We start from the raw sequence: 26,428 nt of genomic DNA, 5'->3' as shown, positions 1-26,428 counted from the left end.
CACGTGTCGAACAGATGTTTGAAACTCCGAGGAAAGCGGGATAGATTCGTGTCACGCGGCACAGCAGTCACATGCGACCCAGACCGAGAAGATCCACACACAGACGGAGGCACCTCGCCATGAAGGACGACAGCTCGACCGACGGTTCGACTCCACGTGTGAGCGGTGGCTCCGCCGCCGGGTTGACCGACCGGCAGCGTCGTGTCCTCGAGGTGATCCGCACGTCGGTCAACGAGCGCGGTTACCCGCCGAGCATCCGCGAGATCGGCGACGCGGTGGGGCTCACCTCCACCTCGTCCGTCGCCCATCAGCTGCGGACGCTGGAGCGGAAGGGCTTCCTCCGCCGGGATCCGAACCGTCCGCGCGCCGTCGACGTGCGGGGACTCGACGAGGTCGCGGCGGGCGCCGCGGCGAACGCCGGCGCCGCGGTCGGGTTGGCGGCGGTCAAGTCCGGCACCGACAGCGCACCCCTGCCGGAGCCCACCTTCGTCCCGGTGCTCGGCCGGATCGCCGCCGGTGGCCCGATCCTCGCAGAGGAAGCGGTCGAGGACGTCTTCCCGCTCCCCCGTGAGCTAGTGGGCCAGGGTTCACTGTTTCTGCTCAAGGTCGTCGGCGAGTCGATGATCGACGCCGCGATCTGCGACGGCGACTGGGTAGTGGTCCGTCAGCAGAACGTGGCGGACAACGGGGACATCGTGGCAGCGATGATCGACGGCGAGGCCACCGTCAAGACGTTCAAGCGCACCGACAGCGAGGTGTGGTTGATGCCGCACAACCCGCTGTTCGATCCGATCCCGGGCAACGACGCCGCCATTCTGGGCAAGGTCGTCACCGTCATGCGCAAGATCTAGTCGCTACTGTCAGCAGGCACGAGTGGGCCCCCAGGCGATCGCCCTGGGGGCCCACTCGCATCCACCCCGGTCCGGCCGGAGGCCGGAGTTCGTTGCCGATACGCAGGTCGTACCGCCTCAGAGATTCAGTCCGCGACCGATGATCTCCTTCATGATCTCGGTGGTCCCGCCGTAGATGGTCTGAACCCGAGAATCCATGTACGCCTTCGCGATCGGATACTCCTTCATATACCCGTAACCGCCGTGCAGCTGCAGACACCGGTCGATCAGCCGGACCTGCGCCTCGGTGGTCCACCACTTGGCCATCGCCGCTTCCTGCACCGACAGCTTCTCGTCGTTGAGCAGTTCGATGAACTTGTCGACCAGGACCCGGACGGCAGTCGCCTCCGTGGCGAGTTCGGCGAGCACGAAGCGTGTGTTCTGGAAGCTGCCGATCGACTTTCCGAAGGCCTTCCGGTCGCGGCAGTACTGGATCGTCATGTCCAGCGCCGATTCCATTGCGGCGGCGGCCACCACGGCGATCGACAGCCGCTCCTGCGGGAGGTTCTTCATCAGATAGAGGAATCCCATGCCTTCCTCGCCGAGGAGGTTGGCGGCGGGGACGCGGACGTCGGTGAAGCTCAGCTCCGCGGTGTCCTGCGCCTTCATCCCGATCTTGTCGAGGTTGCGGCCGCGTTCGAAGCCCGGCATGTCCCGTTCGACCACCAGCAGGCTGAATCCCTGCGCCCCCTTGTCGGGGTCGGTACACGCGACGACGATCACGAGGTCGGCGTTGATGCCGTTGGTGATGAACGTCTTCGAACCGTTGAGGACCCAGTCGTCGCCGTCCCGCACGGCACGCGTCTTGATGCCCTGCAGGTCACTGCCGGTCCCCGGTTCGGTCATCGCGATCGCCGTGATCAGCTCGCCGGACGCGAAGCCGGGCAGCCACCGCTGCTTCTGCTCGTCGTTGCTCAGTTCGAGCAGGTACGGCGCGACGACGTCGTTGTGCAGGGTGAAGCCGATGCCGCTGTACCCGCCGCGGGTCGTCTCCTCGGTGATGATCGCGTTGTACCGGAAGTCGCGCACGCCTCCGCCGCCGAATTCCTCCGGCACGGCCATGCCGAGGAATCCCTGCTTTCCGGCCTCGACCCACAGGCTGCGGTCGACGATGTTCTGCTCTTCCCACTTGGCGTGGTTCGGCTCGGCGTGCTGTGCGAGAAACTTGCGGTACGACTCCCGGAACAGTTCGTGCTCCGGTTCGAACAGGGTGCGCTCCACGCCGACTCCTCGTATCAACTGTCTGTTACGTCTCGTTCGAGATACGTCTCGTTCGACGGTAGAGGCGGGGAACTACGGGGTGAATGACCCAGGTGATCGGGATTCGTGACCCGTCCGGTCACGGTGTCAGGGCTTGCGGAACCCCGCGAGCCGGCGCATCACCGGGTAGGCGACGAGGATGCCCACCGAACCCCACGCGATGCCACCGAGTTCCACCGATCCGATCGTCAGAGTCAGGTCGCCGATGCCGGCGACGAGCGCCGCGGCGACCACGGTGAGGTTCACGGGGTCGGTGAAGTCGACCCCGGCGTCCATCCAGATCCGCACACCGAGGACGCCGATCAGTCCGTACAGCACGAGGGTGGCGCCGCCGATGACACCGTTCGGCACCGTGAACACGAGGGCGCCGAACTTCGGTGAGAACGCGAGAACCACGGCCGTGGCGGCCGCGACCCAGTAAGCAGCGGTGGAGTACACCCGCGTCGCGGCCATGACGCCGATGTTCTCGGCGTAGGTGGTGGTTCCGGAACCGCCGCCGAACCCGGCGAGGGTGGTGGCCAGCCCGTCCGCGACCAGGGCGTCGCCCGCGACGTCGTCGAGGGAACGACCCGTCATCGCCGACACCGCCTTGACGTGGCCGACGTTCTCGGCGATCAGGACGATCACCACCGGCAGGGTCAGAGCGATCACGGACCATTCGAACGTCGGTCCGCGCAGTTCGGGCACACCGAACCAGGCCGCGTCCCGCAACGCCGTCACCCGCTCCTCCGCGAGACCGCCGATCACGGCGGCGAGCACCCAGCCGACGACGACGCCGACGAGGATGCCGAGGCGGCCCAGCAAACCTGGGCCGAGGACGGTCACGAGCAGGATCGCGAGCAGGGTGACCCCGGCGATCAGTGGTTGCGACTCGAACGAATCCACCGCGGTGGGTGCGAGATTGAGCCCGATCAGCGCTACCACGGCGCCGGTGACGACCGGCGGCATCACCGCGTCGATGACCTGCGACCCGGCCAGTTTCACGGCGATCCCGATGACGAGCAGCAGCAGACCCGCGGCCGCGACACCGCCGAGTTGCGCTGCGGGACCGGAACTCTGCGCTGCTGTCAGCGGCGCGATGAATGCAAACGACGACCCCAGGTAGCTGGGGATGCGACCGCGGGTGACGATCAGGAACAGGGCGGTCCCGATCCCCGAGAACAGCAGCGTCGTGGTGACCGGGAACCCGGTGATCGTCGGCACCAGGAGGGTGGCGCCGAACATCGCGATGACGTGCTGCATCCCGATTCCGACCGTGCGCGGCCAGGTGAGGCGCTCGCCGGGAGCGACCACCTCGCCCTCGCCGATCCGCCTGCCGTCGCCGTGCAGCGTCCACCCGAAGGCCCGTGTGGGAGCGGACGCACCCGCAGAGCCGACCGGACCGTCGGGGGTGTCGGATGCGCCGGTTTCTCGTTTCGTCACAGTTGGCCAATCGTATGCACGATCTGCGAATTGCGCGCCCTCGCGACCGAATCCCGTGGAAAACCGGTGCAGGAATCCGGGACTAGGCGCCGAGTACCCGCACCGCCGCGGCCCGCGCCTCCGCGGGATCGCTCGTGGCCAGCACGTCCTCGGCGGCCCGGCGGCAGTCGTCCAGGGTGACCGATCCCACCTTCGCCCCCACGCCGGACACGGCGGCACCCGCACAGGACAGCGACGTGACACCGAGTCCGATCAGGACGCAGGCGAGCAGTGGGTCGGCGGCGGCCTCGCCGCAGACGCCGACCGGTTTGCCTGCCGCGACGCCGGCCTCGGCCGTGCGCGCGACGAGCGCGAGAACGGCCGGCTGCCAGGGGTCGGTGAGCGAGGCCAGGTCGGACGACATCCGGTCGGCGGCCATCGTGTACTGCGCGAGGTCGTTCGTGCCGATGGACAGGAAGTCGACGTGACGCAGGAGACGGTCGGCCAGCAGCGCTGCGGCCGGCACCTCGACCATCACCCCGGGCACCAGGCCGCGGGCACGGACCTCGGCCGCGAAGGATTCGGCCTCGGCGGGAGTCGAAATCATCGGCGCCATCACCCACGGCTGCGACTGCGTCTGCTTCGCTGCGGCGGCGACGGCATCGAGTTGCCTGCTGAGGATCCCCGGGTTCTGTTCGGCGATGCGGATGCCACGGACCCCGAGCGCGGGGTTCGCCTCTTCGGCGTGGTTGGCGAAGCGCAGCGGCTTGTCCGATCCCGCGTCGAGGGTCCGGATCACCACTTTCCGGCCCGCGAACGCGTCGAGCACCTCACCGTAGATCTCGGCCTGCTCGTCGACGCCGGGCTCGGAATCGCGGTCCAGGAAGCACAACTCGGTGCGGAACAGTCCGACGCCCTCGGCGGCGGTCCCGGACGCCGACCGCGCTCCGGCCCCGTCCTGCACGTTGGCGAGGATCGAGACGGCGTGGCCGTCGCTCGTGCGGCCGGGCCCTTCCCACGACTGGATGCGGAGCCGCTCGGCGCGGCCGTGTTCGACCGCTGCGCGGGCCTCGACGGGGTCCGGTTCCATCACGAGTTCGCCCGCCGAGCCGTCGAGGAGGACCGGGGTCCCCGAGACCACGGATTCGAGATCCCGCACCGCGACGACGCACGGGATGCCCAGCTGCCGCGCGATGATCGCGGTGTGGCTCGTCGGGCCGCCGAGCACGGTCACGAGTCCGACGATCAGCTCGGGATCGAGACCGGCGGTGTCGGCGGGCGCGAGGTCCTGGGCGCAGAGAATCGACGGGGTCGTGGGCACGGGGATGCCGGGCTCGGGCAGACCGAGGAGTTCGGAAACGACCCGGTCGCGGATGTCGCGCAGGTCGGTCACGCGTTCGGCCATCAGCCCACCCATCTTGGTGAACAGGGTGGCGAACTGCTCGGTGGCCTCGGCTGCCGCCTCCCCGGCCGGGGTACCGCCGGCGATCAGCTTCTGCGCCGCGCCGAGCCAGCCGCGGTCGGCGGCCATCGCCGCGTTCGCCTGCAGCACCTCGGCCGCTGCGCCGGAGACGCTCGCCGCACGGTCGCGGAGTCGCTGCGACACGACGGCGGCCGCTTCCTCGAAGCGGACCTTCTCCGCATCGCGCGACGCCTCCTCGATCCGGGCCGATCCCGGTGCGACCTCCGGTCGCGGGGCCGGCCAGATCACCGGCGCGTAGGCAATGCCCGGTACCACCGGCGTACCTCGCACGATTTCACGGTCTTCGGTCATCGGGTCCTCCTGGCCGGCTCGTTCTGTCGTCACGCAGTCGGAAATGCGAATCGACTATGTGACGGAGATTACTCTCAACTCTTGACATGTCAACACACTCGGGCGTAAAACAACATGACACAACATTTCGTGTGATGCAGACCATAACGGATCGCGTCACCGGACACTTCATCGACGAGAACAGGAACGGGGTCACGGTGTATCCGGAAGAACGCCAGCAAGCGGTCACCACGCTGATCTCGCAGCGGGGGCGCATGTCGGTCGCCGACCTCTCCGACACATTCGGCGTCACCACCGAGACCGTGCGCCGCGACCTCGCGCTGCTCGAACGCCTCGGCCACGTCCGCCGCGTGCACGGCGGCGCCGTGCCCGCGGCCTCCCTCACCGTCACCGAGCCCGGCATGACGGAGCGCGATCACACCCGTGCCGAGCAGAAGGACCGGATCGCCAAGCGCGCCGCCGCGTACCTGCCGCCGTCCGGTGGCAGCGTGCTGTTCGACGCGGGTACCACCACCGGGCGCATCATCCCGGAACTCCCGTCCGATCTGGACCTCACCGTGATCACCAACTCGGTGCCGATCGCGGCCCGGCTCGCGGGACTCAACTCGGTCACCCTGCACCTGCTCGGCGGCCGGGTGCGCGGCATCACGCAGGCCGCCGTCGGCGAGGAGGCCCTGCGCATCCTCGACGTCCTTCGCGTCGACGTCGCGTTCATCGGCACCAACGCGCTCAGCGTCGGCCACGGACTGTCCACCCCGGACACCGAGGAGGCCGCGGTCAAGCGCGCGATGGTCCGGTGCGCCAACCACGTCGTCGTGGTCGCCGATTCGTCGAAGGTCGGCCGGGAGCACCTCGTCAGCTTCGCCCCCATCCACAGCGTCGACATCCTCGTCACCGACGCCGAGATCAGTTCCGCAGATCGAGCCCACTTCCACGACCAGGGAATCGAGGTGGTGATCGCATGATCGTCACGCTGACCGCCAATCCGAGCATCGACCGCACCGTCAACCTGCTCGGCCGCCTCGAGCGGGGAACCGTCCTGCGCGCAGCCGCGACCCACAGCGACCCCGGAGGCAAGGGCGTCAACGTCGCCCGCGCACTCACGTCCGCCGGAGTCGACGCTGTCGCCGTGCTGCCCGGCAACGCGGGCGACCCGCTGCTCGCCGCCCTGTCCGAGCACGGCATCGAGCACGTGACCGTGGCGACGCCCGGTGCGGCACGCACCAACATCACCATCACCGAACCCGACGGCACCACCACCAAGATCAACGAACCCGGTGTCACGATGACGGCCGGGTCCCTCGCCGATCTGCAGTCGGAGATCATCGAACGCGGGTCCCGGGCCGAATGGGTGGTGCTGTCCGGTTCCCTTCCCCCGGGCATTCCCACCGACTGGTACGCCACGCTCGTCGAGGCGCTGCGCTCGGCGCCGTGCCGGGTCGCCGTCGACACGTCGGACGCCCCGCTGCTCGCACTCGCGGACCGGTTCCCGGCAGCCTCCCCCGACCTCGTGAAACCGAACAGCGAGGAACTCGCGCAACTCACCGGCGCCGACGGGCACCTGCTCGAGGAGTCCGCGTTGCGGGGAGACCCGACGGCCACCGCCCACGCGGGCAGGCAACTCGTGGACCGTGGGGTTGAAGCCGTCCTCGCCACGCTGGGCGCCGCGGGCGCCGTTCTCGTGACGGAGGCCGGCGCCTGGTGGGCCACGCCACCACCGATCGTCGCCCGCAGCACCGTCGGCGCCGGCGACTCCTCGCTGGCCGGCTACCTGGCAGCGCACATGTCCGGCGCGTCGCCCGCGGACTGCCTCCGATCCGCCGTCGCCTACGGCAGCGCGGCGGCCGCCCTTCCGGGCACCACCCTGCCGACCCCCGAACACGTCGACATCGACGCCGTCACCGTCACCGCCCTCAGCTCCCCCGCCCCCGATCCGGCCTGAACCAGAAGGAAACACCATGTCTCACTCGACACCCGACCGCGATTCGGGGCCGCAGATCATCAGCGAAGATCTGATCTCCCTGGACACCGACCTCGGAGCCACCAAGGAGGACGTGATCACCGCGCTCTCCCAGCGCCTGGCGGACGCCGGTCGCGCCACCGAAGCGGACGCTCTCCGCGACGCCGCCCTGGCGCGTGAATCCCAATCGGCGACAGGACTTCCCGGCGGGATCGCCATCCCGCACTGCCGCTCGGAGGCCGTCGTGGCGGCATCTCTCGGATTCGCCCGGCTCGCCCCGAAGGTCGACTTCGGCGCCCCCGACGGACCCGCCGATCTGGTGTTCCTCATCGCCGCACCCGAGGGTGCCGGTGCGGAGCACATGAAGCTGCTCTCGTCGCTCGCCCGGGCGCTGGTGCGGCCGGCCTTCGTCGGCGCGCTGCGTGACGCGAAGACCCCCGGCGAGATCGTCACCCTGGTGAACGACGTCCTGGCACCCGCACCCGCACCCGCCGCCGCACCTGCTGCCGCGACGGCGGCTGCTGCTGCTGCACCCGCGGCGACTGCGGCGGCGGCTCCGGCAGCGAAACCCGAACCGGTCACCGTCGAGAAGGAACCCGAGCCCGAAGCGGGGCCGAAGCACATCGTCGCGGTCACGGCCTGCCCGACCGGCATCGCCCACACCTACATGGCCGCGGACTCCCTCGTCGCCGCCGGCGAACGCGCCGGCGTCGTCGTCCACGTGGAGACGCAGGGATCGAGTGGCAGCACACCGCTCGCGGCCGGCGTGATCGCGGGCGCATCCGCCGTCATCTTCGCCACCGACGTCGGGGTGAAGGGCAAGGAGCGTTTCGCAGGCAAGCCGGTGGTGGCATCAGGCGTCAAACGCGCGATCAACGAGCCCGACACCATGATCACCGAGGCGCTGCGTGCGGGCATGAACCCGTCCGCCGCGACCGTGGACGCGGGTAGCTCAGGCGGCGCCACGGACGAACCCGCCGGATCGGTCGGCTGGGGCACCCACCTGCGTCAGGTGCTGCTCACCGGCGTCAGCTACATGATCCCGTTCGTTGCCGCGGGTGGTCTGCTGATCGCCCTCGGATTCCTGCTCGGCGGGTACGAGATCTCCGGTCCCGCGGAGGACATCGTCCTCAACAACTCTCTCGGCCAACTCCCCGACGGCGGCCTGACGACGTACCTGGGCGCGGTGCTGTTCCAGCTGGGTTCGCTGGCGTTCAGCTTCCTCGTCCCTGCGCTGGCCGGTTACATCGCCTTCGCGATCGCCGACCGGCCCGGCCTGGCGCCGGGCTTCACCGCCGGTGCGGTGGCGGTCTTCGTCGGCGGCGGATTCATCGGAGGCCTCGTCGGCGGTCTGATCGCCGGTGTGGTCGCGCTGTGGATCAGCCGGATCCCGGTGCCCCAGTGGTTGCGCGGCCTGATGCCCGTGGTGATCATCCCGCTGTTCGCGACGCTGATCGTCGGCGCCCTCATGTTCCTGGTCCTCGGCCGTCCACTCGCCGCGATCACGACGGGCCTGACGGACTGGCTCAACGGATTGTCCGGCAGTTCCGTCATCTTCCTCGGCATCATCCTCGGCCTGATGATGTGCTTCGACCTCGGAGGCCCGGTCAACAAGGCGGCATACGCGTTCGCGGTGGCCGGCCTCAACGTCAACGACCCTGCCTCGCTGCGGATCATGGCGGCCGTGATGGCTGCGGGCATGGTCCCGCCGCTGGCCATGGCGCTGGCGTCGACGGTCCTGCGGCCCAGCCTGTTCAGCGAGGCGGAACGGGAGAACGGCAAGGCGGCGTGGCTGCTCGGCTCGGCGTTCATCTCCGAAGGCGCCATCCCGTTCGCGGCCGCCGACCCGCTGCGCGTCATCCCCTCGATGATGGCCGGCGGCGCCGTCACCGGCGCCCTGATCATGGCGTTCGACGTCACCCTCAGCGCACCGCACGGCGGAATCTTCGTCTTCTTCGCCATCGGCAACCTGCTGTGGTTCCTGGTAGCGCTCGCCGCCGGTGTCGTCGTCGCCGCACTCTGCGTCGTCGGCGCCAAGGAATTCATCAAGCCCGGCGCGTCCGACGCCGAACTCGACCCCGACGTTGCGACAGTCGCAGCGTAAGAAAAAACAGATCGACCCGCATCAACCCCACCGACAGAGGAGAGAGTCCATGCCCAGCACCACAGTCGCCGTCGGTTCGTCCATCGGCCTGCACGCCCGTCCCGCCGCCGTCATCGCCGAAGCGGTTGCCGCCGCCGGTGTGCCCGTCACCCTGGCGGTGGCGGACAGCGAACCGGTGGACGCCGGTTCAGCGCTGCTCATCATGACGCTCGGCGCCACCAAGGGCACCGACGTCACCGTCACCAGCGACGACGCCGACGCCGTCGAGAAGGTGGCCCAGCTGGTGGCGGCCGACCTCGACGCCTGACCGGCAACCGGCCGTCAGCTGGTGAGCCCGAGCCGACGGCCGGTCCAGTCCATCTCCCGTTCGAGTGCCGCACTCCAGGTCGCGCCCTCGTGGCCCCCGGGAAGCTCGTAGTACCGCACGTTCAGACCGGCCGCCCGCGCGGCAGCGAACATCCGCTGCTGTTGCGGGCGGTATTCGTCGTCCGCGGCCCCGGCGACGAACACCCCGGTCAACTCCGGGAATCGCCGGGTCTTCAGAACGTCGGCCGGATTGACCGCCGCGAATGCCCGCTCGTCGCCGCCGAACGTCGCCGCGACCGTCGCCGCGTGATCACCGAGCGAGGGCTCGTCCTGACCGAGGAAATCGAGAAAGGTCGGGAATATCCCCGGATAGTTCACCGCCAGCTGGATCGAACACGTCCCCCCGTAGGAGAATCCGCCGATCGCCCACTGCGCCGGATCGTGCGACACCTGCAGGGACGTCTCGATCCAGGCGGGAACGTCGTGAGCCACGTAGGTGGCGGCGTTGCCGAGCGCCGAATCGAGGCACAGCGGATTCGCGTCCTGCGACCCCAGCGCGTCGACCACCACGACGACCGGCGCGAGTCCGTCATGCCGTGCGGCGTACCCGTCCACCGTGGACGCCAGGCGCCCGCTGCTGAACCAATCCTGCGGCCGCCCCGGCTGTCCTGCGATCATCACCAGGACGGGGAGCACCGCCCGGGGCGACGTCAGGTACGCCGGCGGCAAATACAGCACGGCCGGCCGGGCCGCGAATCCGGATTCGGTGCCCGGGATCTCCACTTCGGTCACCACACCGGAGCCGGGTGTGCGCACCGGACGTGTCCACACCGAGTCCATCGGGATCCCCGACTGCACCGCGTCCTCGAACCCGGAGACGTCGCCGAACGACACCGGCCGGACACTGGCCTGTGGGCGGTGCCCCACCAGCGAGCCGACGGTCGGGAAGACGCCGACCTCCGCGTCGACCCGGCCCACCGCCGCGGCCGCGACCACGGCAGCCGCCACAGCGATCACCACGGACCGCCGGACTCCGGGTTTCCGGAGCACGAGCACCCCGGCGAGGACGAGCACGCCGACGGCGAGCCAGATCCAGGCGTACCCGGCGAGGGGTATCTGGGTGGGCAGCGGACGGTACGCCGCCCACACGGCGCCCCCGATGCCGGCGGTCACGGGCACCGCGACCGCCGCGGCGCCGACGACCGGGGGTCTGGCGCAGCGAGTCACCGCGAGCATCACGACGAGACCCGTCACCACGGCCGCCGTCGACGCGGCCCGGGCGCGACCGTGCACGAGCGACAGGTGGGCGATACGCGACAACAACTCGTGGACGTGCACAGCGCCCAGTATTCACACCCCGCCACGCACCGAAAGAATCAGGCTCGCAACATTTCTCGCAAATCAGACCTATCGGGCACGACGGCGGACGAAGTAGCCGGCGGCCACGACGAGCACGACCACGCCGCCGCCGATCCCCCACACCGTTCCCGGCGACTGCGCCGACGTCTCGTCCGCGACGGTCTGCGCGCGGGCCTGCTCCTGCACCCTCGACACCGCCCCGGGCAGCATCTGAATCGGCGGAACGGGTCCCTCCCGGGCCTCGGAGGCGATCAACAGGTCACCGTTCTCCGTGAACGCGACCGACTCCCCCTGGGGCTGCTCCGGCACGTGTGCACGCACGGCGGGTCCGGCCGCGAACGCCGCAGCCAGGTCGCCGTCCGGGGCGGAGAACAGGAACACGTCGGAGTAGCTGCGCACGGCGGCGACGGTCCCGTCGGCGGACACGGCCCCGCCGGTGAACATCGTCGAATGCACGGCCGGGGCCGTGGTGCCGCTGCCGGTCGTCGCATTCTCGGCGCCGTTCGTCTCCGACACGTCCAACGTTCCCACCTTCTCCAGCGGGGTCGGACCGGGACTCGCGAGGTCGCCCACGGCGACACCCCCGACGGGCCGGTACACGTTGCCCGCCCCGAACACTTCCTTCGTGACGATCAGCGGAATGCCGTCGCGCTGGACGAGGACGGTTTCGGCGTCGTGGGGGCCGTCCGGATACGTCAGCCGATGCAGTTCGCCCGCGCCCGTGTCCCGGTCCATCGCGATCAGCGCCACCGTCTCGCGCCTGCGTCCGTTGTCGCCGGTGTCGGCCAGCCACAGCCGGCCGTCGGGGCCGGATGCCATGTCCTCGACGTCGTACGGATCGACCGGCAGCGGAAGCCAGCGCTGCACGGCGCACGTCCCGTCCATCACCGCGACCGCGCGGTCGGACCCGCTGTCGCCGACCGCGTAGAGCAGTCCGCCCGCCGACACGAGTCCCGACAGTTCTTCGAGCGAGGCCTCCTCCGGGGTGCCGACGGAAGCGTCGGGAGTGCACAGCGGACCGAATTCCGACGCGTCGACGGCGGTCTGATCGCGGAAGAACGGCTCGGCCGAGCCCACCCCTGCCGCGGCGAGCGGTGCGCACGCCGCGAGCGCGGCGACCGCCACGCGGGCGGACCACCGCGAGCGGTCAGGCACTGCCGCTGTACTCGACCAGTGCCGACGCCAGTGCTTCGGGCACCCGAGCGTGGACGCGCGTGCCGTCCTCCTCGTGGGAGGAGTCGAGAATCTGACCGTCCGAATGGATTCTCGCCATCAGGTCTCCGCGGTTGTACGGGAGGAGCACACTGACCTCGATCTCCGGGCGGACCAGGACGTCACTCAGATGTGCCCGCAGCTCGGCGACGCCCTCCCCGGTCCGGGCGGAGACGAACGACGCACCGGGCAGCAGGCCACGCAGCTGGGTCAGCGTCACGGGGTCGGCGGCGTCGATCTTGTTCACCACGATGAGCTCGGGCGGTGCCGCGGCGTCGTTCTCCCGGATCACCTCGGTGATCACCTCGTGAACGGCCTTGATCTGATCGGTGGGCAGCGGATCGGAGCCGTCGACCACGTGCAGCAGCAGATCCGCGTCCGTGACTTCCTCGAGCGTCGAACGGAACGCCTCGATCAGCTGCGTCGGCAGATGCCGCACGAAGCCGACGGTGTCGGTGAGGACGTATTCGCGGCCGTCGTCGAGCGCTGCCCGCCGGGTGGTGGGATCGAGGGTGGCGAACAACGCGTTCTGCACCAGCACCCCGGACCCGGTCAGCGCGTTGAGCAGGCTCGACTTGCCGGCGTTCGTGTACCCGACGATCGCGATGGACGGGGTTTCGCTGCGCAGACGCCGGGTGCGTTTGGTATCGCGGGCGGCCTTCATGCCCTTGATCTCGCGACGCAGCTTCGCCATCCGCTCACGGATACGACGGCGGTCCGTCTCGATCTTGGTCTCACCGGGACCACGCAGACCCACGCCGCCGTTGCTGCCGGCGCGACCACCCGCCTGCCGGGACATCGATTCACCCCAGCCGCGCAGTCGGGGCAGCATGTATTCCATCTGGGCCAGCGCCACCTGCGCCTTGCCCTCCCGGGACGTGGCGTGCTGGGCGAAGATGTCGAGGATGAGGGCGGTCCGGTCGATGACCTTGACCTTGACGACCTTCTCCAGCGCGGTCAGCTGCGCCGGGGTGAGTTCACCGTCGCAGATGACGGTGTCGGCGCCGGTGGAGAGGACGACCTCGCGCAGTTCCTCGGCCTTGCCGGAACCGATGTAGGTGGCCGCGTCGGGTTTGTCCCGCCGCTGGACGAGGCCCTCGAGGACCTCGGATCCGGCGGTCTCGGCCAGCGCGGCGAGCTCGGCCATGCTGGATTCGGCCTGCGCCGCGGTTCCCTGGGTCCAGACACCGACGAGCACCACGCGTTCGAGGCGCAGCTGCCGGTATTCGACCTCGGTGACGTCGGTGAGCTCGGTGGAGAGCCCGGCAACCCGGCGCAGCGCGCTGCGGTCCTCGAGTTGCATCTCGCCGACCGAAGGGCGCCCGTCGTCGTAGGCGAACTCGGTGGAGTCGGAGATCGGCGATTCTTCTGTGCGATGTGTTTTCGTCATACACCCTCATGATCCCACGGAATGCCGAGGTCATGCACGCGCATTTCGCGCAGGGCGATCAGGAGAGGCCGTTCCACCAGCTGTCGTCGAGGTTCCCGGACGCCACCAGGACGGACGGCCCTCGCAACGTGGCCCGGCCGCCGGACAGTGCGACCGTGACCTGACCACCGGGAATACGGACCTTCACCTCACCGGAATCGGCGCCGTCGAAGCGGAGCGCGGCGGTGGCCGCGGCCACCGTGCCGGTGCCGCACGACCGGGTCTCGCCGACCCCGCGCTCGTGCACCCGCATGTCCACGGCGCCGGAATCGATGCGGGTGAGGATCTCCACGTTGACCCCGTGCGGGAAGAAACCGGGATCGAAGCCGGGTGCGGCCGTCAAGTCGAGGGCCGACAGCGACGCCGCCGTGAGGTGCGCATCGACACACGCCAGGTGCGGATTGCCGACGTCGATGCCGATACCGTTGAACACCTTGCCGTCGATGGTCGCGGCGCTCGTTCCCAGATCCCGCACCACACCCATGTCGACGGTGACCTCGCCGGCGGAGCCGTCGGCCGAGTGCACGATCACCGGTTTGCCGCCGGCCCGGCTGCCGACCACGAACTCGTCGCGCGTCTCGAGGCCGGTCGAGCGGAGGTAGTGGGCGAAGACGCGGACGCCGTTGCCGCACATTTCGGCGATCGACCCGTCGGCGTTGCGGTAGTCCATGAACCAGTCGTCCTCGGACGTGCCGTCCGGGAGTTCGGCGAGCACACCCGCAGCGGCCAGCGCACCGGCCTTGGCGACGCGCAGGATTCCGTCGGCACCGAGTCCGCGCCTGCGATCGCACAACGCCGCCACACGCGGGGCGGACAGATCGATGCGGACGTCGGGATCCGGGAGGACCACGAAGTCGTTCTCGGTGCCGTGTCCCTTGCTGAAATCCATGCGCACCACTCTAACCAACGGCCGAGAGGGTGCCGTTCATCTGCGCCACCGCGGTGCGGTTCATCTTCGCTGCCGGGCGATTTCGTAGAGGGCGACGGCGCCGGCGGAGGGGGCGCCGAGGGAACTGGCCGCGCCCCCGATCGGGATGTTGACGACCGTGTCGCAGGCGTTGCGCCACGCGGCGCTCATTCCGCGGGTCTCGTTGCCGATCACGAGTACGGTGCCGCCGCCGAAGTCGTGGGCGTCGATGGTGACGGACCCGGTCTCGTCCGTACCGACGATGTGCAGTTCGGTTCCGGACGCGCGCCGGGCGTCCCGGAAGGCGAGGATCTCGTCGACGGACGACACGGTGACGACCGGCATCGCGAAGAGCGATCCGGTGGACGCACGGACGCTCCGGGGGTCGAACGGGTCGGCGCCGTGGCCCACCACGACGACCGCGTCGGCGCCGAACGCGTTGGCGGAGCGGACGAGGGTGCCCAGGTTTCCGGGTGAGGCAGGCCGGTCGAACACGACGACCAGTGGGGCGGACTGCAGCCGCAGCTCCTTCAGCCGGGGTACGCGAGTCTTCGCTACCGCGATCAGTTCCGGCGCGGTGTCGGTTTTCTCACCCAGCTCGGCCATCAGTTCGGCGCTGACACCGATCTGCTCGACGGATCGGCTCGCGAGCAGTTCCCGCGCCCAGTCGGACAACGGCGGGCCGTCGATGCGGTGCAGCAGCGATTCGATCGGCCAGTCGTGGTCGAGGGCGAGGTTGAGGGGGCGCACACCCTGGATCAGGAAGCGGCCGGCCTTCGTCCGTTTGGCGCGGTTGGTGAGATAGGACTGCCATTGCTGGAAGCGGGCGTTGCGGGTGGTCACCAGCACGGACGAGGCCGGACGGTGCCGCCCGGACGGTGTTCGGCTCATCGTTCTCCCAGTGTTCGCGTCTCGTCGAGGGTGCGGATCGTGGAGTCCGCGAGGTCGGCGGTGTTTCCGTCGACCCAGTGGATGCGGGGGTCGCGGCGGAACCAGGACCGTTGCCTGCGCACGTAGCGCCGGGTGCCGATGAAGGTGCGTTCCTCGGCCTCGGCCAGGTCGTATTCGCCGTCGAGCCAGGCGAGGACCTGCGCGTAGCCGATGGCCCGGGGTGCGGTGACGCCGTCGCACAGTCCCACGTCGATCAGCCCGCGCACCTCGTCGACGAGTCCCTGTTCGAACATCAGCCGGGTGCGGAGCCGGATCCGGTCGTCGAGTTCGGCGGTGTCGCGGTCGACGCCGACGATGTGTGTGCCCCAGCGCGGTTCACCGATGCGCGGGGCGGACGCCGCGAACGGCCTGCCGGTGATCTCGACGACTTCGAGGGCCCGGACCAGACGCCTGCCGTCGGTGGGGAGGATCGACGCGGCGGCGTCGGGATCCACCCGGCTCAGCTCGGCGTGGACGGCCGCGACGCCCCTGTCGGCGAGGAAGGCTTCCCACCGCGCCCGCACCGACGCATCCGTGGCGGGGAAGCTCCACTCGTCGAGCAGCGACTGCACGTACATCATCGATCCGCCGACGATGACCGGCACGGCGCCGCGGGCGGCGATCGCCTCCACGTCGCGGACCGCGGCCTGCTGATAGTTCGCGACGGTGGCCGTCTGTGTCACGTCGAGCACGTCGAGCTGGTGATGCGGGATTCCACGGCGTTCGGCCGGGGCGAGTTTGGCGGTGCCGATGTCCATTCCCCGGTACAGCTGCATGGCGTCGATGTTGACGATCTCGCCGCCGAGGCGTTCGGCCAGATCCAGCGCGAGATCCGACTTTCCGGTGGCGGTCGGCCCGACGACGGCGATCGGCACGGGTGAGGTCACGGACGCCACTCCCCGACGTGGTAGCCCACTCCGTAGGGCGCGGCGCTGTACAGCGTCCGGCAGGAGGCGGGCGGAGCGTCGAACACGCCGGCGAGCACCTGCCAGGGGACGCGCCCGCCGATGCCGAGGACTGCGCACTCGGCGGGGTCGAGGGCGAGCAGCGCATCCCGGTCGCCGGTGTCGAGGGCCGCGTCGACTCGGGCCTGGACGCCTTCCGCACGGGGGTCGAACGCGCCCGGCGCCTTCGCCGTGAGGGTGTTCGCCCCGTCCGCGACGATCAGCAGTCCCCGCGGCTCGGGGTCCCGGTCGAGGAACGCGCGCAATTCCGCGCCGTACGCGGCGCACTGCCGCGGCGGCAGATCGGCGGCGAGGATCCGCGCGTCGACGACGGCGTCCGGCGCACACGTTCCCCGGATCCACCCGGCCGTCAGCGCCGCGAGCGGCAGGTCCGGATCCGGCTCGCCGGCGGGACCGGGCCGCAGCGTCACCCGGACGTCGACGCCGTAGCCGCGGTAGGTGCCCTGCGCGTCGTCCCGCACGTCCACCGCGGTGGGCGCCGCGCCGACCGCCACCCATTCGGTGGCGATCGCGGACAACGCCTTCGCGGCCGACTGGACCGCGTCCCGCAGCGGAGCCGTCTCCGCAGCGGCCGCCCCGGTCAGTTCGGGTACCAGCAACGGTGGGGACGGAACGAGGATGGCAGCGGTGAACACACAGTCACGCTAGTCGACCGCGGGCACGGACCCGACATCCGATTCGGGCACTGCCGTCAATCGGTACCAACACGGACCGTCCGACCTGATTCAATAGTCCACAGGGCCCGTACCGGGTTGAATGGAGCCAGCACCCGTCCCGGGTCGTATGGAGCCAGTATTGCGTTCAGGCAGCCGTGACGCGCGGCAGAGATGAGGAACCGATGACCGACAGCAGCGACGCGAAGCCCGCCGTGGAGCCTGCCGCTCAGCAGCACGACACACCGAAGCCCAGCGTCCCGAAGCCGGGTGCCGCCGCGAAACCGGGTGCACCCAAGCCCCACCCCACACCGACGCACGCCCTCTCCGCCCCCGCCGTCGCCGCCCCCGCCCACAGTGATCCGAGCGAGTTCGGCCGCGTCGACGACGACGGCACCGCCTGGGTGAAGACCGCGGACGGTGAACGGCAGATCGGGTCGTGGCAGGCCGGAGACGCGGCGGAGGGCTTGGCGCACTTCGGTCGGCGCTTCGACGATCTCGCCACCGAGGTGGCCCTCCTCGAGGCCCGGCTCAATTCCGGTGCGGGCGACGCGAAGAAGACGAAGGCGGCCGCGATCGCGCTCGCCGAATCCCTCCCGACCGCCGCGGTGATCGGTGACGTCGACTCGCTCTCGGCGCGACTCGACGTCATCATCGCCGGATCCGACGAGGCGGCCGCACACGCCAAGCACGAGAAGGAACTGTCGCGGCAGGCGCACACCGAACGCAAGGAAGAACTGGCCGCCGAGGCGGAACAGATCGGTGCCGAGTCCACGCAGTGGAAGGCCGCCGGCGACCGGTTACGCGAGATCCTGGACGAATGGAAGACGATCCGCGGGATCGACCGGAAGGTCGACGACGCCCTGTGGAAGCGGTATTCCAAGGCGCGGGAGGCGTTCAATCGGCGTCGCGGCGCGCATTTCGCCGAACTCGACCGTGAGCGCGCCGCCGCCAAGACCAAGAAGGAAGAACTCGTCGAGCGGGCGGAGGCACTGTCCGATTCCACCGACTGGGGTCCCACGGCCGGAGCCTTCCGCGATCTGCTCGCCGAGTGGAAGGCGGCCGGACGCGCACCCCGGGAGGCCGACGACAACCTGTGGAAGCGGTTCAAGGGCGCTCAGGACGTGTTCTTCGCCGCCCGCAACGCCGCGTCCTCCGAACGCGACGCCGAGTTCGAGGAGAACGCGGTCGCCAAGGAGGAGTTGCTGAAGAACGCCGGCCACATCGATCCGTCCAAGGACATCGATGCGGCGCGGGCCGCACTCCGCGACCTGCAGGAGAAGTGGGACGCCATCGGGAAGGTGCCCCGCGAGCGGATGCACGACCTCGAGGGCAAGCTGCGGGCCATCGAGAAGCGTGTCCGCGACGCCGCCGACGAGGAATGGCGCCGCACCGACCCGGAGGCGCTCGCGCGGGCCGCTCAGTTCCGTGAGCGGGTCACGCAGTTCGAGGAGCAGGCCGCCAAAGCCACCGCGGCGGGCAAGACGAAGGACGCCGAGAGCGCTCTCGCGCAGGCCAAGCAGTGGCGCGAATGGGCCGAGGCGGCCGAGGGCGCGGTCAGCGGCCAGTAGGCGCGATCAGCTAACGTTCCAGTCGCCGCGTCGCTCCGCTTCGGCGGCAGCGGCGCGGCGTTCCTCTTCCGCGGCCAGCTGCAGCGCGGTCCGGCTCCAGACCACCTTCAGCCAGTGGAACGTGAGCACGATGACGGTGAGCCAGCCGATGATCAGCCCGATGCCCGGTCCGGCCGCCTCGACGCCGGGCGCCGGGGTCTGCCGCGACCAGATGGCGAGCATCCCGAACACGATGGACACCGCGGTCCCGGCGAGGGCCACCCACGCGAGCGCCCAGCGGCGGGTGACGAGCGCCAGCATCGACACGACGACGCCGAACACCACCTCGAACCACACGAACAGCCGCGACGGCAGCGCAATCGTCTCCGCACGGGCGTCGTCCCCGTACACCAGCACCTCCCAGCCGTTCGCGATGCCGGAATGCGGCAACGACAGCGAGCCGAGGAGCACGACCACCGCGACGGCGACGACGAGCGCACGCGCCCCGGGGTCGATCTCACCGGCCACCTTCTTCTCGGCGGCGTCGAAATCCTTCAGGTAGCTCTCGATCGGCTCGTTCGCGTCACTCGGGTCGTCGTGGCGCTGGTCGTCGAACTGCGAGGTCATGCGTTGCATCCCATCTGAGCGGGTAGTGGTGCGGGGGCACCGATCTGCGGCAGTCCGAGTCCCACGCCGATCGGCGGGGTCTTCGGGGTGACGCCCTTCTCGAAGGAGTCACCTGCGCGGGTGCGGCGGTGTGTCAGGACGGGGGTGTCCGCGACGAGGTGGTGCGGGGCGGCAGCGCTGATCACGATGGTGACGACGTCGCCGGGCCGGACGTTGCCGTCGAGGTTTCCCTCCGGCCGGAAGTGGACGAGCCGGCCGTCGCGGGCGCGCCCGCTCATCCGCGCGGTCTCCGCGTTCTTGCGGCCCTCCCCGGTGGCGACGAGCAGTTCCACCTCGGCGCCGACGAGCTTCTGGTTCTCCTCGAGCGTGATCTGTTCCTGCAACGCGATGAGACGTTCGTACCGTTCCTGCACGACGGCCTTGGGCAGCTGATCGTCCATGTCCGCCGCCGGGGTGCCGGGCCGTTTGGAGTACTGGAAGGTGAACGCGCTCGTGAAGCGCGCCTGCCGGACGACGTCGAGCGTGTCCTGGAAGTCTTCCTCGGTCTCCCCGGGGAAGCCCACGATGATGTCGGTGGTGATCGCCGCGTGCGGCATCGCGGAGCGGACCTTCTCGATGATCCCCAGGAACCGCGACTTCCGGTAGGAGCGGCGCATCGCCTTGAGCACACGGTCCGAACCGGATTGCAGCGGCATGTGCAGCTGGGGGCACACGTTCGGGGTCTCGGCCATCGCCTCGATGACGTCGTCGGTGAACTCGGCCGGGTGCGGGGACGTGAAACGGACGCGTTCGAGCCCGTCGATCTCGCCGCACGCGCGCAGCAGCGCGGCGAACGCGCCGCGGTCGCGAGGCTGGTCGGGGTCGGCGAAGGAGACGCCGTACGCGTTGACGTTCTGCCCGAGCAGCGTGACCTCCACGACGCCCTCGTTCACCAGGGCCTGCACCTCGGCCAGGATGTCGCCGGGCCGCCGGTCGACCTCCTTGCCGCGCAGCGCGGGCACGATGCAGAACGTGCACGTGTTGTTGCATCCCACCGAGATGGACACCCAGCCGGCGTACGCCGACTCCCGCTTGGCGGGCAGCGTCGACGGAAACGCCTCGAGCGCGTCGAGGATCTCGACCTCGGCCCGCTGGTTGTGGCGGGCCCGGTCCAGCAGCGCCGGAAGCGAACCGATGTTGTGGGTGCCGAACACGACGTCGACCCACGGCGCCTTCTTCACGACGACGTCGCGGTCCTTCTGCGCCAGGCACCCGCCGACCGCGATCTGCATGTCGGGGTTCTGTTCCTTGGCCGGCGCCAGATGGCTGAGGTTTCCGTACAGCTTGTTGTCGGCGTTCTCCCGCACCGCGCAGGTGTTGAAGACGACGAGGTCGGGCGACTGGCCGGCGGCCGCCTTCGTGTAGCCGGCGTCTTCGAGGAGCCCCGACAACCGCTCGGAGTCGTGCACGTTCATCTGGCAGCCGTACGTGCGCACCTCGTAGCTGCGGTGAGGGGTCTGGTCGATCGTGTCCACGTATGCCAGGGTACGGCCCGCGCCAAATCGCCTCGTCGCGGCCGGTGTGCGCCAGGACACACGACCGAAGCCGGACAGTAAAGTTTCCGTGACATCCCGAGGATTCTCGGAGCAAATGACAGGTGCTCCCGCCCCCAGGACATAGGGTCATCGACTATGACGCAAGCCGACGACGCGACGCCGACGCCCTCCACGGGTGCGGCCCCGTCCATGATCTCGATGAAATCGGTGAACAAACACTTCGGCGCCCTCCACGTCCTCCAGGAGATCAACCTCGAAGTTCCTCGGGGACAGGTCGTGATCGTCCTGGGACCGTCCGGATCCGGGAAGTCGACGCTGTGCCGGACCATCAACCGCCTCGAGCCCATCGATTCCGGTGAGATCGCCGTGGACGGCAAGGTGCTGCCGGCCGAGGGCAAGGCCCTGGCCGCGCTGCGCGCCGACGTGGGAATGGTGTTCCAGTCGTTCAACCTGTTCGCCCACAAGACGATCCTCGAAAACGTGATGCTCGCACCGGTCAAGGTGCGGAAGAAGAGCAGCGCCGACGCGAAGACGAAGGCCTACGAACTGCTCGAGCGGGTCGGCATCGCCAACCAGGCGGACAAGTACCCGGCGCAGTTGTCGGGCGGTCAGCAGCAGCGCGTCGCGATTGCCCGCGCACTCGCCATGAACCCCAAGGTCATGCTGTTCGACGAGCCGACGTCCGCGCTCGACCCGGAAATGGTCAACGAAGTCCTCGACGTCATGACCTCGCTCGCCAAGGAAGGCATGACCATGCTCGTGGTGACCCACGAGATGGGCTTCGCCCGCAAGGCCGGCGACCGTGTCCTTTTCATGGCCGACGGCCAGATCGTCGAGGACGACGACCCCGCCACGTTCTTCACCGCTCCCAAGTCCGAGCGTGCGAAGGACTTTCTCGGCAAAATTCTCAGCCACTGACCGGAGAGGGCGCCGCGGCGGTGCCCTCGCGGTCGATCATGCTCCACCGGCAACACCCGTCATTTCAATTGGAGGAACTCGATGAGGATCAATCGCTCGATTCGTGTGGGAATCGGCGTCATGGCGCTCGCCGTCGTCGCATCGGCCTGTGGCGGAGGTGAAGAGAAGAGCGCATCCCAGAGCGCGTCGGAGGGCAAGCTCACCGTCGGAATCAAGTACGACCAGCCCGGCCTCGGGCTGCGCAACCCCGATGGTTCCTTCAGCGGTTTCGACGTCGAGGTGGCCGAGTACATCGCGGGCAAGCTGGGGGTCGCGCCCGAGAACATCGAGTTCAAGGAGTCCCCGTCGGCTCAGCGCGAGACGCTGATCCAGAACGGTGAGGTCGACTACATCGTCGCCACCTACTCGATCACCGACGCCCGCAAGGAGAAGGTCGACTTCGCCGGGCCGTACTTCATCGCCGGGCAGTCGCTCCTGGTGAAGTCCGACAACACCGACATCACCGGCCCCGAGTCGCTCAACGGCGGCAAGAAGCTGTGCTCCGTCACCGGGTCCACCCCGGCGCAGAAGGTCAAGGACCAGTACGCGCAGGACGTGCAACTGCAGGAGTTCGACACCTACTCCGCCTGCGTCGAGGCGCTGCGGAACGGGGCGGTCGACGCCGTCACCACCGACGACATCATCCTCGCCGGTTACGCGGCGCAGTACCCGGGCGAGCTGAAGGTGGTCGGCGCGCCGTTCACCCAGGAGCGCTACGGCGTCGGCCTGGCCAAGGGTGACGACGAGACCCGGGCCAAGATCAACGATGCCATCGAGGCGATGATCGCGGACGGCTCGTGGGCGCGCGCGTTCAACGAGACCGTCGGCGCGTCGGGCTACCCGATCCCCGCACCGCCGACCGTCGATCGGTACTGAGCAACTCACTCACCCGGGTCGGGCGAGTCTCCTTTCGTGGAGTCTCGTCCGGCCCGGTTCGACACCAACCACCGGTGACCTGGGGAGACGGTAAGTGGACCTACTGAGCAAATACAGCGATCAGCTGATCGACGCGTTCTGGACGACGGTGCAGCTGACCGCGTTCTCGGCTGTCGGTGCTCTGATACTCGGCACCATCCTCGCGGCGATGCGGGTGTCACCGATCCCGGTCGCGCGCGGTGTCGGCGCGGCGTACGTGACGATCTTCCGCAACACTCCCCTGACGCTCATCATCATCTTCTGCTCGTTCGGGCTGTTCCAGACGATGGGCGTCAAGCTCGCCCCCGAGCAGTCACCGACGTTCTTCGAGGAGAACAACTTCCGGCTCGCCGTGCTCGGCCTCAGCATCTACACCGCGGCCTTCGTCTGCGAGTCGCTGCGGTCCGGGATCAACACCGTGCACGTCGGCCAGGCGGAGGCGGGCCGGTCGCTCGGCCTCACGTTCTCCCAGAATCTACGGCTCATCGTGCTGCCGCAGGCATTCCGCGCGGTCACCGCACCCCTCGGCAGCGTGCTGATCGCCCTGACGAAGAACACGACGATCGCCTCGGTGATCGGCGTGGCGGAGGCTTCGCTCCTGATGAAGGAAATGATCGAGAACGAGGCCGCCATCTTCGTCGTCGGTGGCATCTTCGCCCTCGGATTCGTGATCCTGACCCTGCCGATGGGGCTTCTCTTCGGATACCTGAGCAAGCGATTCGAGGTTGCACGATGAGCAATTCCGCCACCGTCCTCTACGACGCGCCGGGCCCGAAGGCGAAGAACGTCTACCGCCTGATCTCGGTCGCCGTCGCCCTCGCGCTGCTGGGAATCGGCTACCTCGTCTACGCCGCACTCGACGACAAAGGCCAGCTGACCGCGGCGAAGTGGGAGCCGTTCACCGAATCGACCTCGTGGACCACGTATCTCATCCCCGGCATCCGCGGCACCCTCGTCGCGGCCGCCGTATCGATCGTGTTCGCGTTGATCCTCGGCGCGATCCTCGGCATCGGACGCTTGTCGGACCACCGCCCGGTGCGATGGGTGGCGGGCGGCATCGTCGAACTGTTCCGCGCCATCCCGGTGCTGATCCTGATGATCTTCTCGTACCAGCTGTTCGCCGAGTACGAGGTGTTCAAATCGAAATACCTGGCACTTGCCGCGGTCATCGTGGGCCTCACGCTGTACAACGGCTCGGTGATCGCCGAGATCGTCAGGGCCGGCATCAACTCGCTCCCCAAGGGCCAGAGCGAGGCCGCCATGGCGTTGGGCATGCGCAAGAGTCAGGTCATGCGCACGATCCTGCTGCCGCAGGCCGTCACGGCGATGCTTCCCGCGATCATCTCGCAGATGGTGGTCGCCCTGAAGGACTCCGCGCTCGGTTACCTCATCGGCTATGTCGAAGTGGTGCGGTCCGGTCAGCAGCTCGGTGCGTTCTACGGCAACTACCTGCCCGCCCTGATCGTGGTGGCGATCATCATGATCATCCTCAACTACACGCTCACCGTGGTGGCGACCAGGGTGGAGAAGCGGCTGCGGGCCGCCCGGAAGGGCGCAGGTCCCGGTGGGGCCGTTCCCGAGCTTCCCGCGGTGTCGGTTCCGGGGATGGACATCACCGACAAGCGGTTGTGACCCGGCCCTGTATCTGAGGCGGTACTGCTGCTCAGGCGGCAACTGCCCCTGAGACGACAACTGCGGTCGGATGGAAACTCGGTTTCCGTCCGACCGCAGTGTTGTTCGTCGTGGCAGTGTTGTTCGTCGTGTCTGAGTCAGGTCTCGTCGAACAGGCCGTCCGTTTCCGCACCGGCACGATCGAGTTGTTCCTTGACCACCTCGAACGCCATGCCCTGGGGGAACCCGCGGCGTGCCAGCATGGACACCAGCCGGCGGACCGCCCGGTCACGGTCGTCCGCCGACACGGTGCGCAGTTTCTTCGCGACCAGTTCGGTGGCTCGCGCTCGTTCGTCGTCGCTGTCGATCTGAGCGAGCGCCTCGGTGGCGTCTTCCTGCCCGATGCCCTTGCGGCGCAGTTCCATTGCGAGCGCACGTTTCCCCTTGCCGGAGTGCGTGTGCCGCGAATGCACCCATTGCTGGGCGAAGTCGGCGTCGTTGACGAGCCCCACCTCGGTGAGCCGATCGAGTACGCGCTCGGCGATGTCGGCCGAGTATCCCTTCTTCGCCAGACGGTCGGCCAACTCCGCTCGACTCCGGGCACGGTCGGTCAGGAGACGCAGACACAAATCCTTGGCCTGCGTCTCCGTTCCACCTTCACCCGTGGGACGCACGGCGGCGCCTAGAATTCGACCGGGGCGGCGTCGTCCGTAGCAGCAGCAGTGACGTCGGCGCCGATTCCGAGCTTTTCCTTGATCTTCTTCTCGATCTCGTCCCGGATGTCGGTGTTCTCCAACAGGAACTTGCGGGCGTTCTCCTTGCCCTGCCCCAGCTGGTCGCCTTCGTAGGTGTACCAGGAACCCGACTTGCGGATGAACCCGTGCTCGACACCCATGTCGATCAGCGAGCCTTCCTTGCTGATTCCCTGGCCGTAGAGAATGTCGAACTCGGCCTGCTTGAACGGCGGCGCCACCTTGTTCTTGACCACCTTGACGCGGGTACGGTTGCCGACCGCGTCGGTGCCGTCCTTCAGGGTCTCGATCCGCCGCACGTCGAGGCGCACGGACGAGTAGAACTTCAACGCCTTACCACCGGTGGTGGTCTCGGGGGAACCGAACATCACGCCGATCTTCTCGCGGAGCTGGTTGATGAAGATCGCGGTGGTGCCGGAATTGCTGAGCGCGCCGGTCATCTTACGGAGTGCCTGGCTCATCAGACGAGCCTGCAGACCCACGTGGCTGTCGCCCATCTCACCCTCGATCTCGGCGCGCGGGACCAGAGCAGCCACGGAGTCGACCACGAGGATGTCGAGGGCGCCGGAGCGGATCAGCATGTCCGCGATCTCGAGCGCCTGCTCACCGGTGTCGGGCTGCGACACCAGCAGTGCGTCGGTGTCGACGCCGAGCTTCTGAGCGTAGTCGGGGTCGAGCGCGTGCTCGGCGTCGATGAATGCCGCGATTCCGCCTGCCGCCTGAGCATTGGCGACCGCGTGCAGAGCCACGGTGGTCTTACCCGAGGACTCCGGACCGTAGATCTCGACGACACGGCCGCGGGGCAGCCCGCCGATGCCGAGGGCGACGTCCAGCGAGATGGAGCCGGTCGGGATGACGGCGATGGGCTGACGGACACCTTCGCCCAGACGCATCACCGAGCCCTTGCCGAAGTTCTTGTCGATCTGCGCCAGCGCGAGGTCGAGCGCCTTGTCTCGATCGTGTGCCTGTGGTGCCATCGTCGTCCCCATTCTCGAGTCTCATCAGTGATCTGCGGTCAGGTTAGATCCAGGTACCGACAAGAACCGTGACCACCGAACATCCCCAGCATAGGGGAACGTGTGTTCGATTGGTGCGACCGGCCCGTTCGACACGCCGTATTTCTACCGGCGCTGCGGTGGGACGTCGAACTCGGCGCAGAGTTCACGCCACACCTCGCGGGGCTCCCGGCCGTCCTCGATGGCCTCGGCGGCGGTCTTACCCCCGAGACTGAGCAGCACGTGGTCGACGAGTAGTGCGTCGCCGCGCATCTGCCCGAACTCTTCGCGGACGAGTTCGTGAAATTCAGTCAGTCGCACGCTTCCACGCTAGCC

At 68.8% G+C, this 26,428-nt stretch carries 25 protein-coding genes; 10 read left to right on the top strand and 15 right to left on the bottom strand.

Going from position 1 to position 26,428, the window contains the following annotated elements:
• Positions 1-119 precede the first annotated feature (119 nt).
• Complete coding sequence (lexA, locus tag ROP_RS33630) at positions 120-851, top strand: transcriptional repressor LexA (protein WP_015890456.1); 732 nt, start codon at positions 120-122, stop codon at positions 849-851.
• A gap of 117 nt (positions 852-968) precedes the next feature.
• On the opposite strand, the gene ROP_RS33625 is transcribed toward lexA, so the two are convergent.
• From ROP_RS33625 to ptsP, 3 genes are all read right to left on the bottom strand, one after another.
• Complete coding sequence (locus tag ROP_RS33625) at positions 969-2,111, bottom strand: acyl-CoA dehydrogenase family protein (protein WP_043825891.1); 1,143 nt, start codon at positions 2,109-2,111, stop codon at positions 969-971.
• Positions 2,112-2,237: 126 nt separating this feature from the next.
• Positions 2,238-3,572, bottom strand: a complete 1,335-nt coding sequence (locus ROP_RS33620) for a uracil-xanthine permease family protein (RefSeq protein WP_015890454.1) — start codon at positions 3,570-3,572, stop codon at positions 2,238-2,240.
• 82 nt (positions 3,573-3,654) lie between these two features.
• Positions 3,655-5,325, bottom strand: a complete 1,671-nt coding sequence (gene ptsP, locus ROP_RS33615) for a phosphoenolpyruvate--protein phosphotransferase (RefSeq protein ID WP_015890453.1) — start codon at positions 5,323-5,325, stop codon at positions 3,655-3,657.
• A 197-nt stretch (positions 5,326-5,522) separates the two neighbouring features.
• On the opposite strand from ptsP, the gene ROP_RS33610 reads away from it, so the two are divergent.
• Genes ROP_RS33610 through ROP_RS33595 form a run of 4 tightly spaced genes read left to right on the top strand, consistent with a single transcriptional unit; the run spans position 5,523 to position 9,696 of the window.
• Positions 5,523-6,290, top strand: coding sequence for a DeoR/GlpR family DNA-binding transcription regulator (locus ROP_RS33610; RefSeq protein WP_015890452.1), 768 nt, complete (start codon positions 5,523-5,525; stop codon positions 6,288-6,290).
• A complete protein-coding gene (pfkB, locus tag ROP_RS33605; RefSeq protein WP_015890451.1) occupies positions 6,287-7,267 on the top strand; it encodes a 1-phosphofructokinase in 981 nt (326 codons plus the stop codon). The genes ROP_RS33610 and pfkB overlap by 4 nt, the downstream gene beginning before the upstream one ends.
• 16 nt (positions 7,268-7,283) lie before the next feature.
• Positions 7,284-9,389: a PTS fructose transporter subunit IIABC gene (locus ROP_RS33600; protein WP_015890450.1), complete on the top strand. Its 2,106-nt coding sequence runs from the start codon at positions 7,284-7,286 to the stop codon at positions 9,387-9,389.
• A gap of 49 nt (positions 9,390-9,438) precedes the next feature.
• A complete protein-coding gene (locus ROP_RS33595) occupies positions 9,439-9,696 on the top strand; it encodes an HPr family phosphocarrier protein (protein ID WP_005240765.1) in 258 nt (85 codons plus the stop codon).
• A gap of 14 nt (positions 9,697-9,710) precedes the next feature.
• On the opposite strand, the gene ROP_RS33590 is transcribed toward ROP_RS33595, so the two are convergent.
• From ROP_RS33590 to ROP_RS33560, 7 genes are all read right to left on the bottom strand, one after another.
• A complete protein-coding gene (locus ROP_RS33590) occupies positions 9,711-11,033 on the bottom strand; it encodes an alpha/beta hydrolase (protein WP_015890449.1) in 1,323 nt (440 codons plus the stop codon).
• Between the two features lie 69 nt (positions 11,034-11,102).
• Positions 11,103-12,209 carry a hypothetical protein gene (locus ROP_RS33585; protein ID WP_015890448.1) on the bottom strand — a complete coding sequence of 369 codons (1,107 nt, stop codon included), beginning with the start codon at positions 12,207-12,209 and terminating at the stop codon, positions 11,103-11,105.
• Complete coding sequence (hflX, locus tag ROP_RS33580) at positions 12,202-13,656, bottom strand: GTPase HflX (protein ID WP_015890447.1); 1,455 nt, start codon at positions 13,654-13,656, stop codon at positions 12,202-12,204. Before hflX ends, ROP_RS33585 begins: the two co-directional genes overlap by 8 nt.
• Positions 13,657-13,714: 58 nt before the next feature.
• Positions 13,715-14,584 (bottom strand): diaminopimelate epimerase, encoded by an 870-nt coding sequence (gene dapF / locus ROP_RS33575; RefSeq protein ID WP_015890446.1) that lies wholly within the window; start codon positions 14,582-14,584, stop codon positions 13,715-13,717.
• A gap of 60 nt (positions 14,585-14,644) precedes the next feature.
• Complete coding sequence (locus ROP_RS33570) at positions 14,645-15,493, bottom strand: TrmH family RNA methyltransferase (protein ID WP_015890445.1); 849 nt, start codon at positions 15,491-15,493, stop codon at positions 14,645-14,647.
• Positions 15,490-16,419 (bottom strand): tRNA (adenosine(37)-N6)-dimethylallyltransferase MiaA, encoded by a 930-nt coding sequence (miaA, locus tag ROP_RS33565; RefSeq protein WP_015890444.1) that lies wholly within the window; start codon positions 16,417-16,419, stop codon positions 15,490-15,492. The genes ROP_RS33570 and miaA overlap by 4 nt, the downstream gene beginning before the upstream one ends.
• On the bottom strand, positions 16,416-17,132 hold the full coding sequence (locus ROP_RS33560) for a class III extradiol dioxygenase subunit B-like domain-containing protein (RefSeq protein ID WP_015890443.1): 717 nt from the start codon (positions 17,130-17,132) through the stop codon (positions 16,416-16,418). The genes miaA and ROP_RS33560 overlap by 4 nt, the downstream gene beginning before the upstream one ends.
• A gap of 203 nt (positions 17,133-17,335) precedes the next feature.
• Between ROP_RS33560 and ROP_RS33555 the strand changes: the two genes are divergently transcribed.
• The gene (locus ROP_RS33555) at positions 17,336-18,721 is read left to right on the top strand and encodes a DUF349 domain-containing protein (RefSeq protein ID WP_015890442.1); all 1,386 of its coding nucleotides are present in this window, start codon (positions 17,336-17,338) and stop codon (positions 18,719-18,721) included.
• A gap of 6 nt (positions 18,722-18,727) precedes the next feature.
• Here ROP_RS33555 and ROP_RS33550 read toward each other — a convergent pair whose 3' ends face one another.
• Together ROP_RS33550 and miaB are read right to left on the bottom strand one after the other, a co-directional pair.
• Entirely contained in the window at positions 18,728-19,327 is a 600-nt protein-coding gene (locus ROP_RS33550) for an Rv2732c family membrane protein (protein WP_015890441.1), read from the bottom strand.
• The gene (gene miaB / locus ROP_RS33545) at positions 19,324-20,841 is read right to left on the bottom strand and encodes a tRNA (N6-isopentenyl adenosine(37)-C2)-methylthiotransferase MiaB (protein ID WP_043825885.1); all 1,518 of its coding nucleotides are present in this window, start codon (positions 20,839-20,841) and stop codon (positions 19,324-19,326) included. The genes ROP_RS33550 and miaB overlap by 4 nt, the downstream gene beginning before the upstream one ends.
• Positions 20,842-21,051: 210 nt before the next feature.
• On the opposite strand from miaB, the gene ROP_RS33540 reads away from it, so the two are divergent.
• The 4 genes from ROP_RS33540 (at position 21,052) to ROP_RS33525 (ending at position 24,366) form a co-directional block, all read left to right on the top strand.
• Positions 21,052-21,780, top strand: coding sequence for an amino acid ABC transporter ATP-binding protein (locus tag ROP_RS33540; protein WP_015890439.1), 729 nt, complete (start codon positions 21,052-21,054; stop codon positions 21,778-21,780).
• A gap of 81 nt (positions 21,781-21,861) precedes the next feature.
• Positions 21,862-22,695 (top strand): glutamate ABC transporter substrate-binding protein, encoded by an 834-nt coding sequence (locus ROP_RS33535; protein WP_015890438.1) that lies wholly within the window; start codon positions 21,862-21,864, stop codon positions 22,693-22,695.
• Between the two features lie 94 nt (positions 22,696-22,789).
• Positions 22,790-23,470, top strand: a complete 681-nt coding sequence (locus ROP_RS33530) for an amino acid ABC transporter permease (RefSeq protein ID WP_015890437.1) — start codon at positions 22,790-22,792, stop codon at positions 23,468-23,470.
• The gene (locus tag ROP_RS33525; protein ID WP_015890436.1) at positions 23,467-24,366 is read left to right on the top strand and encodes an amino acid ABC transporter permease; all 900 of its coding nucleotides are present in this window, start codon (positions 23,467-23,469) and stop codon (positions 24,364-24,366) included. Before ROP_RS33530 ends, ROP_RS33525 begins: the two co-directional genes overlap by 4 nt.
• Positions 24,367-24,503: 137 nt before the next feature.
• On the opposite strand, the gene recX is transcribed toward ROP_RS33525, so the two are convergent.
• The 3 genes from recX to ROP_RS33510 all read right to left on the bottom strand — a co-directional run bounded on the left by recX (position 24,504) and on the right by ROP_RS33510 (position 26,413).
• Positions 24,504-25,019, bottom strand: a complete 516-nt coding sequence (recX, locus tag ROP_RS33520) for a recombination regulator RecX (RefSeq protein WP_015890435.1) — start codon at positions 25,017-25,019, stop codon at positions 24,504-24,506.
• Between the two features lie 8 nt (positions 25,020-25,027).
• The gene (gene recA, locus ROP_RS33515; RefSeq protein WP_015890434.1) at positions 25,028-26,074 is read right to left on the bottom strand and encodes a recombinase RecA; all 1,047 of its coding nucleotides are present in this window, start codon (positions 26,072-26,074) and stop codon (positions 25,028-25,030) included.
• A gap of 144 nt (positions 26,075-26,218) precedes the next feature.
• A complete protein-coding gene (locus ROP_RS33510; protein ID WP_015890433.1) occupies positions 26,219-26,413 on the bottom strand; it encodes a DUF3046 domain-containing protein in 195 nt (64 codons plus the stop codon).
• Between the last annotated feature and the right edge of the window lie 15 nt (positions 26,414-26,428).

Origin of the sequence: Rhodococcus opacus B4, from assembly GCF_000010805.1 — a bacterium.
GTDB lineage: Bacteria > Actinomycetota > Actinomycetes > Mycobacteriales > Mycobacteriaceae > Rhodococcus_F > Rhodococcus_F opacus_C.
The sequence above is the reverse complement of the archived record's forward strand: the minus strand, read 5'-3'. Positions and strand labels throughout refer to the sequence as shown.

Excerpts from the sequence above, each read along its gene's own strand:
- ROP_RS33600 (WP_015890450.1), top strand. The coding sequence starts at position 7,284 with ATGTCTCACTCGACACCCGACCGCGATTCGGGGCCGCAGATCATCAGC.
- ROP_RS33535 (WP_015890438.1), top strand. The coding sequence starts at position 21,862 with ATGAGGATCAATCGCTCGATTCGTGTGGGAATCGGCGTCATGGCGCTC.
- recA (WP_015890434.1), bottom strand. The coding sequence starts at position 26,074 with ATGGCACCACAGGCACACGATCGAGACAAGGCGCTCGACCTCGCGCTG.
- hflX (WP_015890447.1), bottom strand. The coding sequence starts at position 13,656 with ATGACGAAAACACATCGCACAGAAGAATCGCCGATCTCCGACTCCACC.
- pfkB (WP_015890451.1), top strand. The coding sequence starts at position 6,287 with ATGATCGTCACGCTGACCGCCAATCCGAGCATCGACCGCACCGTCAAC.
- ROP_RS33570 (WP_015890445.1), bottom strand. The coding sequence starts at position 15,493 with ATGAGCCGAACACCGTCCGGGCGGCACCGTCCGGCCTCGTCCGTGCTG.
- ROP_RS33550 (WP_015890441.1), bottom strand. The coding sequence starts at position 19,327 with ATGACCTCGCAGTTCGACGACCAGCGCCACGACGACCCGAGTGACGCG.
- ROP_RS33595 (WP_005240765.1), top strand. The coding sequence starts at position 9,439 with ATGCCCAGCACCACAGTCGCCGTCGGTTCGTCCATCGGCCTGCACGCC.
- dapF (WP_015890446.1), bottom strand. The coding sequence starts at position 14,584 with ATGGATTTCAGCAAGGGACACGGCACCGAGAACGACTTCGTGGTCCTC.
- ROP_RS33540 (WP_015890439.1), top strand. The coding sequence starts at position 21,052 with ATGATCTCGATGAAATCGGTGAACAAACACTTCGGCGCCCTCCACGTC.
- lexA (WP_015890456.1), top strand. The coding sequence starts at position 120 with ATGAAGGACGACAGCTCGACCGACGGTTCGACTCCACGTGTGAGCGGT.
- ROP_RS33555 (WP_015890442.1), top strand. The coding sequence starts at position 17,336 with ATGACCGACAGCAGCGACGCGAAGCCCGCCGTGGAGCCTGCCGCTCAG.
- ptsP (WP_015890453.1), bottom strand. The coding sequence starts at position 5,325 with ATGACCGAAGACCGTGAAATCGTGCGAGGTACGCCGGTGGTACCGGGC.
- ROP_RS33525 (WP_015890436.1), top strand. The coding sequence starts at position 23,467 with ATGAGCAATTCCGCCACCGTCCTCTACGACGCGCCGGGCCCGAAGGCG.